At 54.4% G+C, this 16,006-nt stretch carries 10 protein-coding genes; 7 read left to right on the top strand and 3 right to left on the bottom strand.

Annotation, left to right across the window (positions count from 1 at the left end):
* Positions 1 to 109 precede the first annotated feature (109 nt).
* Positions 110 to 2,962, top strand: a complete 2,853-nt coding sequence (gene rcsC, locus PYR66_07280) for a two-component system sensor histidine kinase RcsC (GenBank protein ID WEF29506.1) — start codon at positions 110 to 112, stop codon at positions 2,960 to 2,962.
* Positions 2,963 to 3,080: 118 nt separating this feature from the next.
* Here the strand turns inward: rcsC and rcsB are convergent, their stop codons facing one another.
* Positions 3,081 to 3,731 carry a response regulator transcription factor RcsB gene (rcsB, locus tag PYR66_07285; GenBank protein ID WEF29507.1) on the bottom strand — a complete coding sequence of 217 codons (651 nt, stop codon included), beginning with the start codon at positions 3,729 to 3,731 and terminating at the stop codon, positions 3,081 to 3,083.
* A gap of 16 nt (positions 3,732 to 3,747) precedes the next feature.
* Positions 3,748 to 6,408, bottom strand: coding sequence for a phosphotransferase RcsD (rcsD, locus tag PYR66_07290; GenBank protein WEF29508.1), 2,661 nt, complete (start codon positions 6,406 to 6,408; stop codon positions 3,748 to 3,750).
* A 772-nt stretch (positions 6,409 to 7,180) separates the two neighbouring features.
* Between rcsD and PYR66_07295 the strand changes: the two genes are divergently transcribed.
* The 6 genes from PYR66_07295 to mgtE all read left to right on the top strand — a co-directional run bounded on the left by PYR66_07295 (position 7,181) and on the right by mgtE (position 14,614).
* Positions 7,181 to 8,311: a porin OmpC gene (locus tag PYR66_07295; protein WEF29509.1), complete on the top strand. Its 1,131-nt coding sequence runs from the start codon at positions 7,181 to 7,183 to the stop codon at positions 8,309 to 8,311.
* A 103-nt stretch (positions 8,312 to 8,414) separates the two neighbouring features.
* Positions 8,415 to 9,467 carry an FAD:protein FMN transferase ApbE gene (apbE, locus tag PYR66_07300; GenBank protein WEF29510.1) on the top strand — a complete coding sequence of 351 codons (1,053 nt, stop codon included), beginning with the start codon at positions 8,415 to 8,417 and terminating at the stop codon, positions 9,465 to 9,467.
* A 72-nt stretch (positions 9,468 to 9,539) separates the two neighbouring features.
* Positions 9,540 to 10,610: a bifunctional DNA-binding transcriptional regulator/O6-methylguanine-DNA methyltransferase Ada gene (ada, locus tag PYR66_07305; protein ID WEF29511.1), complete on the top strand. Its 1,071-nt coding sequence runs from the start codon at positions 9,540 to 9,542 to the stop codon at positions 10,608 to 10,610.
* Positions 10,610 to 11,254, top strand: coding sequence for a DNA oxidative demethylase AlkB (gene alkB / locus PYR66_07310; protein ID WEF30376.1), 645 nt, complete (start codon positions 10,610 to 10,612; stop codon positions 11,252 to 11,254). Before ada ends, alkB begins: the two co-directional genes overlap by 1 nt.
* Before the next feature lie 83 nt (positions 11,255 to 11,337).
* Positions 11,338 to 12,981: a multidrug ABC transporter permease/ATP-binding protein gene (locus PYR66_07315; protein ID WEF29512.1), complete on the top strand. Its 1,644-nt coding sequence runs from the start codon at positions 11,338 to 11,340 to the stop codon at positions 12,979 to 12,981.
* Positions 12,982 to 13,177: 196 nt separating this feature from the next.
* Positions 13,178 to 14,614: a magnesium transporter gene (mgtE, locus tag PYR66_07320; protein WEF29513.1), complete on the top strand. Its 1,437-nt coding sequence runs from the start codon at positions 13,178 to 13,180 to the stop codon at positions 14,612 to 14,614.
* Here the strand turns inward: mgtE and PYR66_07325 are convergent.
* A complete protein-coding gene (locus tag PYR66_07325; protein WEF29514.1) occupies positions 14,577 to 15,824 on the bottom strand; it encodes a SulP family inorganic anion transporter in 1,248 nt (415 codons plus the stop codon). The two genes, mgtE and PYR66_07325, sit on opposite strands and share 38 nt — an antisense overlap.
* Between the last annotated feature and the right edge of the window lie 182 nt (positions 15,825 to 16,006).

Consider the following 16,006-nt stretch of genomic DNA (forward strand, 5'->3'; position numbering starts at 1 on the left):
AAAGGGCCGGGCATTATCCCGGCCCTTTTTTATTAACATTGCGGCAAAACCTATTTACCGCTACTTTAACCCCATTCTGTTGAGTCCCTGACGACCGAGCATTGCCCCATTGAAATATCTTGCCTCGTTTCATACAACCTTAAAGGTTTCTCGTTATCTGTTCAGAGCGCTGGCGGTTCTGCTGTGGATGCTGATCGCTTTTGTTTCCGTGTTTTATATCGTTAATGCGCTGCATGAGCGGGAATCAGAAATTCGTCAGGAGCTGAATCTCAACGCCGATCAGGCGCAGCGCTACATCCAGCGTACCGCGGATGTTATCAAAGAGCTGAAATACGTAGCAGGCAACCGGGCAGCGACCGGTAGCGAAGGCAGCGCGGCGTTGGCCAACAGCGGCAATATTGTCATTCCGAATTTCGAACCGCTGTATCCGGATTCCGATTGCAGCGCGATGAGCGGCACCTGGCGTAACTCGCTGCAATCGCTGGCGTGGTTTATGCGCTATTGGCGCGATAATTTCTCCGCAGCCTATGATCTCAACCGTATCTTTTTAATTGGCAGCGATAACCTCTGCATGGCCAATTTCGGTCTGCGCGATATTCCGCTGGAACGCGATCAGGCGCTGAAGGTGCTCCATCAGCGTATCGAACAGTATCGCGATGCGCCGCAAAATGAGCGCGGCAATAACCTGTTCTGGATTAGCCAGGGCGTACGTCCGGGCGTTGGCTATTTTTACGCCATGACGCCTGTTTATATGGCTAACCGCCTACAAGCGATGCTTGGCGTCGAGCAAACGATCCGGATGGAGAGCTTCTTTACTCCGGGAAGCCTGCCGATGAACGTGGCGATTCTCGATGAGAATGGCCAACAGCTGATCTCCCTTGCCGGGCAGGATAACAGCATCAAACCCGAAACGCGTTGGATGCAGGAACGGATGTGGTTCGGCTATACCTCCGGTTTCCGTGAGCTGGTGCTGAAAAAGAGCCTGCTGCCGTCATCGCTGAGTATTGTCTATTCAGTTTCAGTCGATCAGGTGCTGGAGCGGATTCGCATGCTGATCCTCAATGCCATTGTGCTGAATATCCTGACCGGCGTGATCCTGTTCGCGCTGGCGCGAATGTATGAACGGCGGATCTTTATTCCGGCGGAAAACGATGCCCAACGGCTGGAAGAGCATGAACAGTTCAACCGTAAAATCGTGGCTTCTGCGCCGGTGGGGATCTGTATTCTACGAACCCAGGACGGCACCAACATATTGAGTAACGAACTGGCGCATAACTATTTGAATATGTTGACCCATGAAGACCGTCAGCGGCTAACGCAGATCATCTGCGGCCAGCAGGTCAATTTCGTCGACGTGTTAACCAGTAATAACACTAACCTGCAGATTAGCTTTGTGCACTCGCGCTATCGCAACGAAAACGTGGCGATTTGCGTGCTGGTGGATGTATCCGCCCGCGTGAAAATGGAGGAATCGTTGCAGGAGATGGCGCAGGCGGCAGAGCAGGCCAGCCAGTCGAAATCGATGTTCCTCGCCACCGTGAGCCACGAACTGCGTACGCCGCTGTACGGCATTATCGGTAACCTTGATTTGTTGCAGACCAAAGCGCTGCCGAAGGGCGTCGACCGTCTGGTGACGGCAATGAACAACTCTTCCAGCCTGCTGCTGAAGATTATCAGCGACATCCTCGATTTTTCGAAGATTGAATCTGAACAGCTAAAAATCGAGCCGCGTGAGTTTTCGCCGCGTGAAGTTATGAATCATATATCGGCGAACTACCTGCCGCTGGTGGTGCGTAAACAGCTGGGGCTGTACTGCTTCATCGAACCGGACGTCCCGCAGACGATGATTGGCGACCCGATGCGTTTACAGCAGGTGATCTCCAATCTGCTGAGCAACGCCATTAAGTTTACCGATACCGGCTGTATTGTGCTGCATGTCGAACGCGCTGGCGACTATCTGCAAATTAGCGTACGTGATACCGGGGAGGGGATCCCGGCGAAAGAGGTTGTACGTCTGTTCGATCCCTTCTTCCAGGTCGGTACTGGCGTGCAGCGTAATTTCCAGGGCACCGGACTGGGGCTGGCTATCTGCGAGAAACTCATCAGTATGATGGATGGCGATATCTCCGTAGAAACCGAACCCGGTATGGGGAGCCGCTTCACCATTCGTATCCCGTTGTATGGCATGCAGAAGATGCCGCCGCTGTTGGCCGATGAACACAGCAACCGTTGTTGTTGGCTGGCGATTCGTAATAGCGCGTTGGCGATGTTTATTGAATCGTTGCTGCGTTATCACGGCCTGACGGTGCGCCAGTATTACGGGGAGCTGCCTGCTGCCGACGATATTTTGTTAACCGATGAGGAACTCAGCGAGCGCTGGCAGGGGAGTGCCGCGGTGATGTTCTGCCGTCGACATATTGGTATCCCCGTTGAGCGCGAGCCGGGAGAGTGGCTACATAGCGTCACCACGCCGCATGAACTACTGCCGTTATTGGGGCGTCTGTTGCATCTTGCGCTGGCGGCGGAAGAGAATGGTCCAGCGTTGTCGGCCCATGACGCGCCAACGATCGGCAATGATGACATGATGATACTGGTGGTTGACGATCACCCGATCAACCGCCGTCTGTTGGCCGACCAGTTGGGGTCATTGGGCTATCAATGCGTGACGGCCAATGATGGCGTCGATGCGCTCAATGTACTCAGCAAACAGCATATTGATATCGTCCTGAGCGATGTGAATATGCCGAACATGGACGGCTACCGCCTGACGCAGCGCATCCGCCAACTGGAAATGACCTTACCTGTCATTGGCGTTACGGCTAACGCATTGGCGGAAGAGAAGCAGCGTTGTCTGGAGTCAGGGATGGACAGTTGTTTGTCGAAACCGGTGACGCTGGATATTCTCAAGCAAACGTTGGCAACGTATGCCGCGCAGGTGCGCAAGGCCAGAAAAACCACGTGAGGTTGCGTTTGCGCTGCAGGTTGGGACTATCTCCCCGGGAGGCGGTGAGGCTTGCCGGGGTTGGGGAAATGCAGGATAGCCCGGAAACGGCGGCAGGCCGCCATCCGGGAAAGGTGAATTACTCTTTATCCGTTGAAGTGAGAGAAACGGATGAGAGGTAGTTCAGCAGCGCGATATCATTCTCGACGCCCAACTTCATCATGGCCGATTTCTTCTGGCTACTGATGGTCTTGATGCTGCGGTTCAGCTTTTTGGCGATCTCGGTGACCAGGAAGCCTTCAGCGAACAGACGCAGGACTTCACTCTCTTTCGGCGACAGGCGTTTGTCGCCGTAACCACCGGCGCTGATTTTTTCCAGCAGGCGGGAAACGCTTTCCGGAGTGAATTTTTTACCTTTCTGCAGCGCGGCCAGCGCTTTCGGGAGATCGGTCGGTGCGCCTTGTTTCAGCACGATCCCTTCAATATCGAGATCCAACACCGCGCTCAGGATTGCCGGGTTGTTGTTCATGGTCAGAACAATGATCGACAGTTCCGGGAAATGGCGTTTGATGTATTTGATCAACGTGATCCCATCACCGTATTTGTCGCCTGGCATCGACAAATCGGTAATCAGAACGTGCGCGTCAAGTTTAGGAAGGTTGTTAATCAGGGCTGTGGAATCTTCAAATTCGCCAACAACATTCACCCACTCGATCTGCTCAAGTGACTTGCGAATACCGAACAGTACGATCGGATGGTCATCAGCAATAATTACGTTCATATTGTTCATGTATTAGGCTACCTTGCTACAGCAAGCTCTTGACGTAACCGTCAATGTCGCTGATGTATTTTTCTATACCTTGGGCATCTCGTTCATGAATCAGATGCTCAAGCGCTTCACATAACTGTTTGCCGGGTATCAAATTAAGCATTGCAAACGCCCCTTTGAGGCGGTGAGCGGTCTGCGCCAGCGCAGCAAAATCGCTGGTGGTGAATTCAGTATACAATCTCTGAACATCATCCGGTACCGTGTCGGCAAACAGCGCGTAATAGCCGCTGGCATGGAGTTCCGCATTCCCCTCATTTCCAGTTGAGGAGGGCTGAACCTCTTCTTGCGCCAGCTGCTGCTCAATCAGCTGCAGGATAGCTTCCTGCATAGCAGTGCTGATATTAAAATTGACGCTCAACTGACCAGGGCCAATTTTGCGTATCCCATCCTCATCATCGCTTAAAAGCAAGCCCGAAGCAGTAAGATTAGACGGATTATCAGTTAAAAAGAGATCATACTCTTGACTTGCGAGTCGTTCATCCGGGGTAATGCAGGTCGCCCCCCAACTCTCTAACTGGCGTACCACAATGCGGCGCACTTCATTGGCGGTAATGTCGATCATCGTGATGACATCGTCCAACAGATGCTCGCCAGAACTGCTTTCTTCCTCGCTGGCCGCCATTTTGAGGTGCAACGAATAGCGGGTACCCAATGATTCCCGCGCTTTAATATTCAGCTGCCCGCCAAGCTTACGGGTTAAACGGTCGCACAGCCAGAAGGTGAGGGCGTTCGCCTTACCATACTGGTCGGCTTGCGTTTCGTTGAGGAACGGGAAGTGCATATTATCGATTTCATTGCCGCTCACGCCATTGCCGGTATCAAGGATACGGAAAGTCAGGCGCTCGTCGGCAGATTCGTCTTTGCTCACCTCAAGGGTAATTTTACCCATTTGGGTGGTGGTGATGGAGTACTGGATCAGCAGCAGTAGCGTGCGGCGCAGCGCATCGCGATCGCCATAGCGCTGCTCATTGGCCGGTAGCGCATTGTTGATCAGCAACTGGAGTCCTTTACGTTTCACCATCGGTAGGACTTCAGGCACCACTTCATCTATTAAGCCCTGAATGGAGAACAGGCCTGGGGTACTCTTCCAGGCATCGCTCTCGAGCAAATTCGCCAACTGAATTTCATCGACCAGCTGAACCAGTTCATCGGCATGTTGCGCCAGCTTACGGCTTTCAGCGATGCCAATGGCCGCGGCTTCCTGCGCCAGCGCGCGCGCCGGATCCTTCAGCGCAGAGCCGATATTTTGCATAAAGGCGATGCGGCCCTGCTGATTCTTTTCGTATAAGCGTTGGGCTTGCTTAAGTTTTTTGTTGACCAGCACTTCTCTGTCCTGATCGCGAATAATCAGAATCTGCGTGCGCGGCGCGACCTGGCTGCGGTACTGACGAATTTCATACAGCTCGTTGTTGATCGTCGCTTGAATGACCCCCTGGTGCTGGTCGGCCATATTGGTGATGTTCTGCAGGTTCAGGTGCGGCAGTAGGTGATCGGCAATCGGGTTGCTAATAATGGTGCGGTTGGCTTCCTGGTCGTGAACCAGCAGACCCAACGGCAGCAGGGAGACAATCTCTTCATTTATTGCACGCTGCGCGCGGAGTTCGCTATTGGCGGCAGTCGGGGCTGCGCTAACACCGCCCGAAGCGCGGCGGCCGCTAAAGTTGCGGAAGGTGGTGAAGCCAAACAGGGTCAATGCCAGCAGACCAATGGTCAGCAGCAGCGGCAGTAAAATATTCTGCAGGGATTCTATCATCAGGGTACTGAACGGCACGACCCATATTAACCGCATGCCGGTGGTGTTGATGGTGGTGCTGATTTCAATGCGCAGACCGTTAAAGTTAATGCTGACGTTATCCGCTGTTTCTTTATCCGGGCTGTTGCTGACATTTTGCGCCGGATCTGGCTCAAGACGGAAGCTATCCAGCGACATGCTCGGTGGAATAAGATCGTTTATCGGGAGATCGAAGGCGACTACCGTCGCCAGGTGGCCCGGCTGATTAAAGGTGGTGCGCAGGGTGAAGTAGTGGCCGTTTTGCCAGGTCAGGCGGCGCAGAGAAGAGAACGTTTCCCGCTCGTCCAGTGTGTTTGCCTGCAGCAGCATTTCGGCGCGACGGGATTCCACCACGTTGCTGATTGTCGACTCTTTAAAACTCGAGGACAAATCTTTCAGCGGCAGGGTAGAGACCAGAATCAGACTATTATCCAGACCATTGAGGTAATACATCGACCAGGGAATGGTTTCCGCACCCCACAAAATATCGAGGTAGTTCGAGATCTTCTGCGTCATCTCCAGCGTAGAGCTGTCATGCGAGCCGAAAATCAGCGCTTCGGTCTTGCGTCGCGGTTTTTCCAGGTAGTAGACATCCTGTTTCAGTCGCGTTTCTTGCAGGCCATCGCTTGAGGTACTGGAACTGGTGGCGGCGATATTGTCGTAAATCTGCCAGGTGGCGTAACGCCAGGCATCGATGCGTTTATGCAAAGCGTGGTTGATATCAACCACCTGATAGCTCTTATCTTTTAACCAGGCATTGACCGAGCTTTGGATCATCACGCCCATCGTCGCGAGCAGGACGATAACCATCAAAATGAAGAATCGGGTAATGCTGCCGGGGATCAGGGAGAATTTTTTTTTGGTCATCGTGTGGCAGAGCGACTCAGTAGTGTTTGTAAACAGGATGTTGCGCCATGGCGATGGGTAGCACAACGAATACTGCGAAGAAGTATAAAGGTTAACGCGGCAAATCCATACAATAGATTGCCGCGTAGGGATCTTTTCATGCTGAGATTTGTCTCAAAACGGGGCTGATTCTGAATATGTACAGCGGAATTGATTTTGTACAATTATCTGGCATTTGTTGCAGGTGAATAGCACGAAAAAACAAGAAACTGATAGGGTGGGTTAATTTTTAACCGGAATTGATTGATTAATAGTCGTTATTTTTTATCTGCGGTAGCACGGTGTAATTAAAGTTACGTAAAGAAGGGTAAAAAAAACCGGATGCGAAGCATCCGGTTGAAATAGGGGTAAACAGACATTCAGAACTGAATGACGGTAATAAATAAAGTTAATGATGATAGCGAGGATTATTTTAGTCTCTGGGGAGAATTTTGTTTTACCATTCAGTGCTATAGAATTATCGCATTTCAATATACTGATTTTAAAGTGAAATATTATTTTTTTGATTTTTGGTGCTTATTTTGGCGACCTTTATTTCGTTCAAAAAGTTCCTTGAGATTTACAAATTGAAACATCTTGTGGGTACTTTGAAACACCTTAGAAGTTTTCGTATCATATTCTTGTTGGATTATTCTGCATTTTGCAGCACAATGAATACAGCCGACTGATTAGAAGGGTAATCAGTAAGCAGTGGCAATAATAAAAGGCATATAACAAACAGAGGGTTAATAACATGAAAGTTAAAGTACTGTCCCTCCTGGTACCAGCACTGCTGGTAGCGGGCGCAGCAAATGCGGCTGAAATTTATAACAAAGACGGCAACAAATTAGACCTGTACGGTAAAATCGACGGTCTGCACTACTTCTCCGACGACAAGAGCGTTGACGGCGACCAGACCTACATGCGTATCGGCGTGAAAGGCGAAACCCAGATCAATGACCAACTGACCGGTTACGGCCAGTGGGAATACAACGTTCAGGCGAACAACACCGAAAGCTCCAGCGATCAGGCGTGGACTCGTCTGGCATTCGCTGGTCTGAAATTCGGCGATGCCGGTTCTTTCGACTACGGTCGTAACTACGGCGTTGTTTACGACGTAACTTCCTGGACCGACGTTCTGCCGGAATTCGGCGGTGACACCTACGGTTCCGACAACTTCCTGCAGTCCCGTGCTAACGGCGTTGCTACCTACCGTAACTCTGACTTCTTCGGTCTGGTTGACGGCCTGAACTTTGCTCTGCAGTACCAGGGTAAAAACGGCAGCGTCAGCGGCGAAGACATGACCAACAACGGTCGCGGCTTCCAGAAACAGAACGGCGAAGGCTTCGGCACCTCCGTGACTTATGATATCTGGGAAGGTATTAGCGCTGGTTTCGCGTACTCTACCTCTAAACGTACCGACGAACAGAACAGCGTTAACACTCGTTACGTTGACTCCAACGGTGTTTCTCGTCGCGTTCTGGGCGAAGGCGACCACGCTGAAACCTACACCGGTGGTCTGAAATATGACGCCAACAACATCTACCTGGCGACTCAGTACACCCAGACTTACAACGCAACCCGTACCGGCAACATCGGTTTTGCTAACAAAGCGCAGAACTTCGAAGTGGTTGCTCAGTACCAGTTCGACTTCGGCCTGCGTCCGTCCGTGGCTTACCTGCAGTCTAAAGGTAAAGACATGGGCCGCTACGGCGATCAGGACATCCTGAAATATGTTGACCTGGGTGCGACCTACTACTTCAACAAAAACATGTCTACCTACGTTGATTACAAAATCAACCTGCTGGATGACAAAAACTTCACCCGCGATGCCGGTATCTCTACCGACGACGTTGTTGCCCTGGGCCTGGTTTACCAGTTCTAAGCAACTTAATGTGTTAAAAAAGGCGCCTTTGGGCGCCTTTTTTTATGCCCGGTTTAACCTCGCTGGTATACTCTGGCTGCCTTTGCAACAGGAGCCTGCATTTATGGATACCCCTTTTTTCCGCGCTGCTTTTTTCGGCATCTGCGTTCTACTGACCGGCTGTGATTCCGCCACCTCGCCGGCTACGCCAACATCCGTCGCTACCGTGCTGGATGGCAAAACGATGGGCACCTACTGGCGGGTCAGCGTGATTGGCCTTGATCCGGCAAAGGCTGATGACCTGCGCAACGCCGTCCAGGCGCAGCTTGATGCCGACGATCGCCTGCTCTCCACCTGGAAAAATGATTCTGCGCTGATGCGTTTCAACCATGCCGCCACCACTGAACCCTGGCCGGTGAGTGAAGCGATGGCCGATATCGTGAGCATGTCGCTGCGCATCGGCGCGAAAACCGCAGGCGCAATGGATATCACCGTTGGTCCGCTGGTGAACCTGTGGGGGTTCGGCCCGGACAAGCAGCCGGTCAAAACACCAACCCCGCAGCAGATCGCAGAGGCAAAAGCGCGCACGGGCCTGCAACATCTGACGGTGATCAACCGCGCTGATAAACAATATCTGCAAAAAGATATACCTGATCTATTTGTCGACCTTTCCACCGTCGGCGAGGGTTATGCCGCCGATCATCTGGCACGTCTGATGGAGCAGGAAGGGATCGCCCGTTACCTGGTATCGGTCGGCGGCGCGCTGGTCAGTCGCGGGATGAACGGCGATGATAAACCGTGGCGGGTGGCGATTCAGAAACCGACCGACCGCGAGAATGCGGTACAGGTGATTGTCGATATCAATGGTCACGGTATCAGTACCTCGGGCAGCTATCGCAACTACTACGAACTGGACGGCAAGCGTATCTCCCACGTTATCGACCCGCAAACCGGGCATCCCATTAACCATAAGCTCGTTTCGGTGACGGTGATCGCCCCGACGGCGCTTGAGGCCGACGGTTGGGATACCGGGTTGATGGTCTTAGGGCCGGAAAAAGCGCAAGAGGTGGTGCGCGAGCAAGGGCTGGCGGTTTATATGATTGTCAAAGAGGGCGATGGCTTTAAAACCTGGATGTCGCCGCAATTCCGTACTTTCCTGGTCGGCGAACAGAATTAAAAAGCAAGAAGCGCAGTTTTTTAGATCGGAGCAAGGCGCAGAGTGAGGATACACTTAAAGCAGGAGCCCGATATGAAACCGATGATTGCCGACATTAATAATGACGACCGCCGCTGGCAGGCGGTCTGTGAACGTGACGCCAGCGCCGACGGGCAATTCGTGTTCGCCGTGTTGACCACCGGCGTCTGCTGTCGCCCCTCATGCCATTCACGGCGAGCGCTGCGGGAAAACGTCCGTTTTTATCCTGATGTTGCAGCAGCGCAGGCGGCGGGATTCCGTCCTTGTAAACGCTGCCAGCCGGATAAAATCGACCCGGAACGGCAGCGGGTGGCAAAAGTTGCCGCCGCTTGCCGTCTGCTGGAACAGGAAACGCCGGTGACGCTGGAAGCGCTGGCGCAGCAGCTGGCGGTCAGCCCGTTTCATTTTCACCGTCTGTTCAAATCCGTGACCGGCGTAACGCCAAAGGCCTGGCAGCAAGCCTGGCGCGCGCGTCGCTTGCGCGAAGCGCTCAGCCATGGCGAGAGCGTCACCGATGCGGCGCTGGCGGCTGGTTTTCCTGATTCCGGTAGTTATTATCGCAAGGCGGATGATGCGCTGGGTATGACCGCCCGCCAGTTTAAACGCGGCGGAGAAAATATGACGATTAGTTGGGTATGCGGCGATTCCGCCGCTGGCCGCTGCCTGGTGGCGTTAAGCGAACGCGGCGTCTGCGCTGTGTTACTGGGCGAGAATGACAACGTGTTATATACCGAGCTGGTTAGCCTGTTCCCGGGGGCCCGTTTGCAGAAGGGAGACGGCGCCGTTGCCGAGCGGGTCGCGCAGGTGTTTATGCATCTGGATAACCCGCAGCAGGCGGTTAATTTGCCGTTGGACATCCGCGGTACCGCGTTTCAGCAGCGCGTCTGGCAAGCCCTGCGCCAGATCCCGGCAGGCGAAACCCGCAGCTACCGCGAGGTGGCGCAAAGTATTGGTCAACCTCGCGCCGTCAGGGCGGTTGCCGGGGCTTGCGCCGCTAATAAGCTGGCGATAGTGATCCCCTGCCACCGGGTGGTACGCGAGAGCGGGGCGCTCTCTGGTTATCGTTGGGGAAGCGAACGTAAAGCGCTGCTGCTCGCCCGGGAAGCGAAATGGCGGGAGAAATAATGCTCGATCTGTTTGCCGATTCGCCGCCCTGGCAGGAGCCGCTGGCTCCCGGGGCGGTTATTTTACGCCGCTTTGCTCATCAGCGTGCGCCAGCGTTGCTGCAGGCGATAGCCGATGTCGCGAGCGGTTCGCCGTTTCGCCAGATGGTGACGCCGGGCGGTTATACCATGTCGGTGGCGATGACCAACTGCGGTGGGCTCGGTTGGACGACCGATATACACGGTTATCTCTATGCGCCGGACGATCCGCTGACCGGCAAACGTTGGCCAGCAATGCCTGCGCTCTTTCAGCAACTGGCAGCTGAGGCGGCGCAGGCGGCGGGTTATTTGCGCTTTGCTCCGGATGCCTGCCTGATTAACCGTTATCCGCCGGGGGCTAAACTCTCGCTTCATCAGGATAAAGACGAGCGTGATTTACGCGCGCCCATCGTGTCGGTGTCGCTGGGACTGCCCGCGGTGTTTCAGTTTGGCGGACTGCGGCGTAACGATCCGTTGCGCCGAATGTTACTGGAGCATGGCGATGTGGTGGTGTGGGGGGGCGAATCGCGCCTCTTTTATCATGGTATTCAGCCGCTGAAGCCCGGAGAGCATCCGCTAACCGGCGCGTATCGCTACAACCTCACTTTCCGCCGGGCGGGCTGTTAGCAAGAATAAAAATAAGAATTATTCTTGCTGTCGCCAGTAAGCCGTTTAAACTGCTGGCTGTTTGCTTGTCCGGATTGTGGCTTATGGAATTACTTGTTCTTGTTTGGCGCCAGTATCGCTGGCCGTTTATTGCCGTCATGGCGCTGAGCCTGCTCAGCGCGGCGTTAGGTATCGGGCTCATCGCCTTTATTAACCTGCGTCTGATTACCCTTGTCGATACTTCACTTACCGTACTACCGGAATTTCTCGGATTACTACTCCTGTTGATGGCGGTGACGCTCGGCTCCCAGCTGGCATTAACCACGCTGGGTCACCATTTTGTTTATCGTCTGCGTGGCGAATTTATCAAACGCATTCTCGATACCCAAATTGAGAAGGTCGACAAAATTGGCAGCGCGTCGCTGTTGGCGGGGTTAACCAGCGACGTGCGTAATATCACCATCGCCTTTGTGCGTCTGCCAGAGTTGGTGCAGGGGATTATCCTGACCTTCGGTTCCGCCGCCTATCTGGCGTTTCTATCCGGCAAAATGATGCTGGTGACCGCTTTATGGATGGCATTGACCATCTGGGGCGGTTTTGTGCTGGTGGCGCGGGTCTATAAACATATGGCGACGCTGCGAGAGACTGAGGACAAGCTGTATCATGATTACCAGACGGTGCTGGAAGGGCGAAAAGAGCTGACCCTGAACCGCGAACGTGCCGAATATGTCTTTAATCAACTGTATCTGCCGGATGCCCGCGACTACCGCCACCATATTATTCGCGCCGATACCTTCCACCTCAGCGCAGTCAACTGGTCGAATATTATGATGCTCGGCGCTATCGGGTTGGTGTTCTGGATGGCTAACGGCCTCGGATGGGCCAATACCGCCGTGGCGGCGACTTATTCGCTGACGCTGCTGTTCCTGCGCACGCCGCTGCTGTCGGCAGTGGGGGCGCTACCAACGCTACTTAGCGCGCAGGTGGCGTTCAACAAACTGCACCAGTTTGCGCTGGCGCCGTATCGCGCCGAGTTTCCGGAGCCGCAGGCGCATCCGCACTGGCAAACGCTGGAATTGCGCGACGTTGCGTTCCGCTACCCGGATAATAGCTTCGCCGTCGGGCCGGTTAATCTGACCCTCAAACGCGGCGAGTTGGTATTCCTGATTGGCGGCAACGGGAGCGGAAAATCAACGCTGGCAATGCTGCTGACCGGGCTATATCAGCCGGTTTCCGGGCAGATCCTGCTCGATGGTCAACCGCTGGCGGCGGACAAACCGGAAGATTACCGTAAGCTGTTTTCCGCCGTATTTACCGATGTCTGGTTGTTTGATCGTTTGTTGGGACCGAAAGGCGAGGCGGCCGATCCGGCACTGGTGGAGAAGTGGCTGTCATTGCTGAAAATGGATCATAAGCTGCAGCTGGATGCGGGAAAAATACGCGATCTTAAGCTCTCGAAGGGGCAGAAAAAGCGCGTCGCGTTGCTGCTGGCGCTGGCCGAAGAACGGGATATCATTCTGCTTGATGAGTGGGCCGCCGATCAGGATCCGCATTTCCGCCGCGAATTCTATCAGGTGCTGTTGCCGCTGATGCAGAAAATGGGAAAAACCGTGTTTGCTATCAGCCATGACGACCACTACTTCCAGCATGCCGACCGCTTGCTGGAGATGCGTGACGGCAAGCTTAGCGAACTTGTCGGCGAGGAGCGTGAGCTAGCGACCCGCGATGCGGTCGCGCGCACGGCTTAAACCACGGTTGTATTCCCCGGTCAGGCCGACGGCTTCTGACCGGGAATGTTCCTTCCGGGAGCGACTATCAACCTACCGTATTGCTGGTTTTTACGGCAGATGGATTGATGACGGTTATTATTTCTTCCTCCTCGCGCTATGCTTATGGCTCCGGCCATCCTGGTCGACTTCCATTCTCACAAGGATTGCCTGAGCGATGTCCGTTTTGCATAAAAAAAGCGCCCGATTACGTGACGAAGAACGTGCCCGCCTGATCTGGTTGTTGAGTACTGATAAGGCCGTCACCTCCGCGCTGCTGGGGAAGCTCACTCTCGCGGAACGTTATGACGACGGCACGCTGGCTGATGATCTCGCGGAAGTGGAAGTGCTGGTATCGCATCTACCGCCGCCGGATCTTGCCGATACCCTTGAAGCGCTGCCTTACGATGCGCGAACGGCGCTGTGGGGACTGGTCGCAGAGGACAAACGCGGCGAAGTGCTGCTGGAAGCCTCAGAAAACGTCTGGGGCGATCTCATCGACAAGATGAGCGACCATGACCTGATTTTTGCCCTGCAATCGCTGGATATTGATGAGCAGGTTTATCTGCTGCAGCATCTGCCGCGTGATTTAACCGGCCGACTGTTGGCGACGCTCTCGCCGGACAAGCGGGCGCGCATTCGCCAGATGATGCGCTACGCCGATAACACCGTCGGCGCGATCATGGAGTTTGAGGTGATCACCGTGCGCCCGGAAGCGACGCTGGCGGCGGTGCAACGTTACCTGCGCCGGCTGGGTAAAATGCCGGAAAACACCGATAAACTGTTCGTCACGACCCGCAATAAGCTACTGCTGGGCGAGCTGGAGCTGCAAACCATTCTGCTCAATGATGCGCAAAAACGCGTCGGCGATGTGATGGAAGGCGATCCGGTCACCTTCCAACCGCAGGAAGAGGCGGAAAAAGTCGCCCGTACCTTTGAACGTGACGACTTACTCAGTGCGGCGGTGATCGATGCCGACGGGAAGTTGATGGGGCGTTTGACCATCGATGAAATCGTCGATGTGGTTTATGAAGAGACCGATAACGACCTGCGCCGAATGGGCGGCCTGAGCGACGCCGATGACGTCTTTGCGCCGGTCAGCAAAGCGGTTAAAACGCGCTGGGCGTGGCTGGCGGTCAACCTATGTACGGCGTTTATCGCCTCGCGGGTGATCGATGGTTTTGAATATACAATCTCGCAACTCGTCGCGCTGGCCTCGCTGATGCCGATTGTCGCCGGGATCGGCGGTAATACCGGCAATCAGACGATCACCATGATTGTGCGTGCGATGGCGTTACAGCAGATCCAACCGGGCAGCTTTACCTTCCTGATCTTGCGTGAAATGGGGGTGGCATTAATTAACGGTCTGGTATGGGGTGGGATTATGGGGGCCATCACCTGGTGGCTGTATGACGACCCGCAGCTTGGCGGCGTGATGACGTTGGCCATGATGCTTAACCTGCTGATGGCGGCGATGATGGGCGTCATTATTCCGATGGTGATGGTCAAGCTGGGGCGCGACCCGGCGGTCGGCTCCAGCGTAATGATCACCGCTATCACCGACACCGGCGGTTTCTTTATTTTCCTTGGTCTGGCGACGCTGTTTCTGATGTAGTCTGCGCTTTTGCGCGCAGGCGGCGGGGGATCAGCGCCATGGCGATAAGTCCCGCCAGCACGCCGATCGCCAGATTGCCGGTGCCGACTGTGGCGGCGACAGTCACAACCATCACGACCGTTTCCGGCCATGGGTTGCGCGCCAGTTCGCCTGGCCGAATGCTATGCCAGCTAAAGGTTTTCACCGCCACGATCACCATCACTCCGGCCAGTACCGCCATCGGGATCTTTGCCATCACCTGGCTGAGCGCCGTCACCAGCAACAGCAGAATCAAACCGGCTATCACCGTAGACAGGCGGCTGCGGGCTTTGCCCATCTCCACGTTGACAATGGTTTGACCAATCATCGCGCAACCAGCAATGCCACCATAGCCGCCAGCGAGGATATTGGCGATACCAAGTCCTGCGCTCTCGCGTGATTTGTTTGATGGCGTGTGGGTGAGATCATCAACCAGTTTTGCCGTCAGCAGCGATTCCATCAGGCCGACAAAGGCAATACTCAGGGCGCAGGGCCAGATAATCTGCAGCGTTGTCAGGTCCAGCGGTACGGTCAGCGCATTGAAACCTGGCAGACCGCCGCTCATTGACCCTTCATCGCCAACGGTCGGCAGCAGTTGGCCGGTCGTGGCGGTATAGACAGTGAGAACCACAATGGCAATCAGTGGCGCCGGAATCGCCTTAATCACGCGCGGCGCCCACAGTACGATCAGCAGCGTCAGGACGAACAAGCCGACGATTAGCGGCTGATGGCTCCAGAAATGCGGTACCTGGGCGAAGAAAATGAGGATCCCGAGCGCGTTAACGAAACCGGTCATGACCGGCTGCGGAATAAAACGCATCAACCGCGCCATGCCGCATAACCCAAACAAAATTTGAATAATACCTGCGAAAATGACAGCGGGCAGAATATAACCAACGCCGTGCTGATGCACCATCGGGCCAATCACCAGTGCGACGGAACCTGCCGCGGCAGTCACCATTGCCGGGCGTCCGCCGAGTACCGACATCGCCAGACAGAGCACCACAGAGGCAATCAGACTGACCTGCGGGTCAACCCCGGCAATCACCGAAAACGAAATGACTTCAGGGATAAGCGCCAGCGCGGTCAGCACGCCAGCCAGCGTCTCACGGGTTATCAGCGTGGGCGAACGCAATACGTGGCGGATCTCGCTGCTCTGTGCAGGCGAGAGAGTGTCGGAGACTGGGGACATAAAAAGTTCGCAGATGATAAAAAAAGTTGAATGCGAGTGAGCCGTCGCTTGCGTGCGGTCTATCACAAAACGGGGGATGATAACGCGGAAATGATGATCATACCAGTACAAAAAGTGATTTTGTGTACACATTTATTAAACATTTTTATAACAGATCTCAAAACTCAACTTAAAATTTAAAC

Source organism: Klebsiella aerogenes, assembly GCA_029027985.1.
Classification (GTDB): domain Bacteria; phylum Pseudomonadota; class Gammaproteobacteria; order Enterobacterales; family Enterobacteriaceae; genus Klebsiella; species Klebsiella aerogenes_A.

Bases quoted from the DNA above. Each gene is read 5' to 3' on its own strand.
- rcsB (WEF29507.1), bottom strand. From the start codon at position 3,731: ATGAACAATATGAACGTAATTATTGCTGATGACCATCCGATCGTACTG.
- rcsD (WEF29508.1), bottom strand. From the start codon at position 6,408: ATGACCAAAAAAAAATTCTCCCTGATCCCCGGCAGCATTACCCGATTC.
- PYR66_07295 (WEF29509.1), top strand. From the start codon at position 7,181: ATGAAAGTTAAAGTACTGTCCCTCCTGGTACCAGCACTGCTGGTAGCG.
- apbE (WEF29510.1), top strand. From the start codon at position 8,415: ATGGATACCCCTTTTTTCCGCGCTGCTTTTTTCGGCATCTGCGTTCTA.
- ada (WEF29511.1), top strand. From the start codon at position 9,540: ATGAAACCGATGATTGCCGACATTAATAATGACGACCGCCGCTGGCAG.
- alkB (WEF30376.1), top strand. From the start codon at position 10,610: ATGCTCGATCTGTTTGCCGATTCGCCGCCCTGGCAGGAGCCGCTGGCT.
- PYR66_07315 (WEF29512.1), top strand. From the start codon at position 11,338: ATGGAATTACTTGTTCTTGTTTGGCGCCAGTATCGCTGGCCGTTTATT.
- mgtE (WEF29513.1), top strand. From the start codon at position 13,178: ATGTCCGTTTTGCATAAAAAAAGCGCCCGATTACGTGACGAAGAACGT.
- PYR66_07325 (WEF29514.1), bottom strand. From the start codon at position 15,824: ATGTCCCCAGTCTCCGACACTCTCTCGCCTGCACAGAGCAGCGAGATC.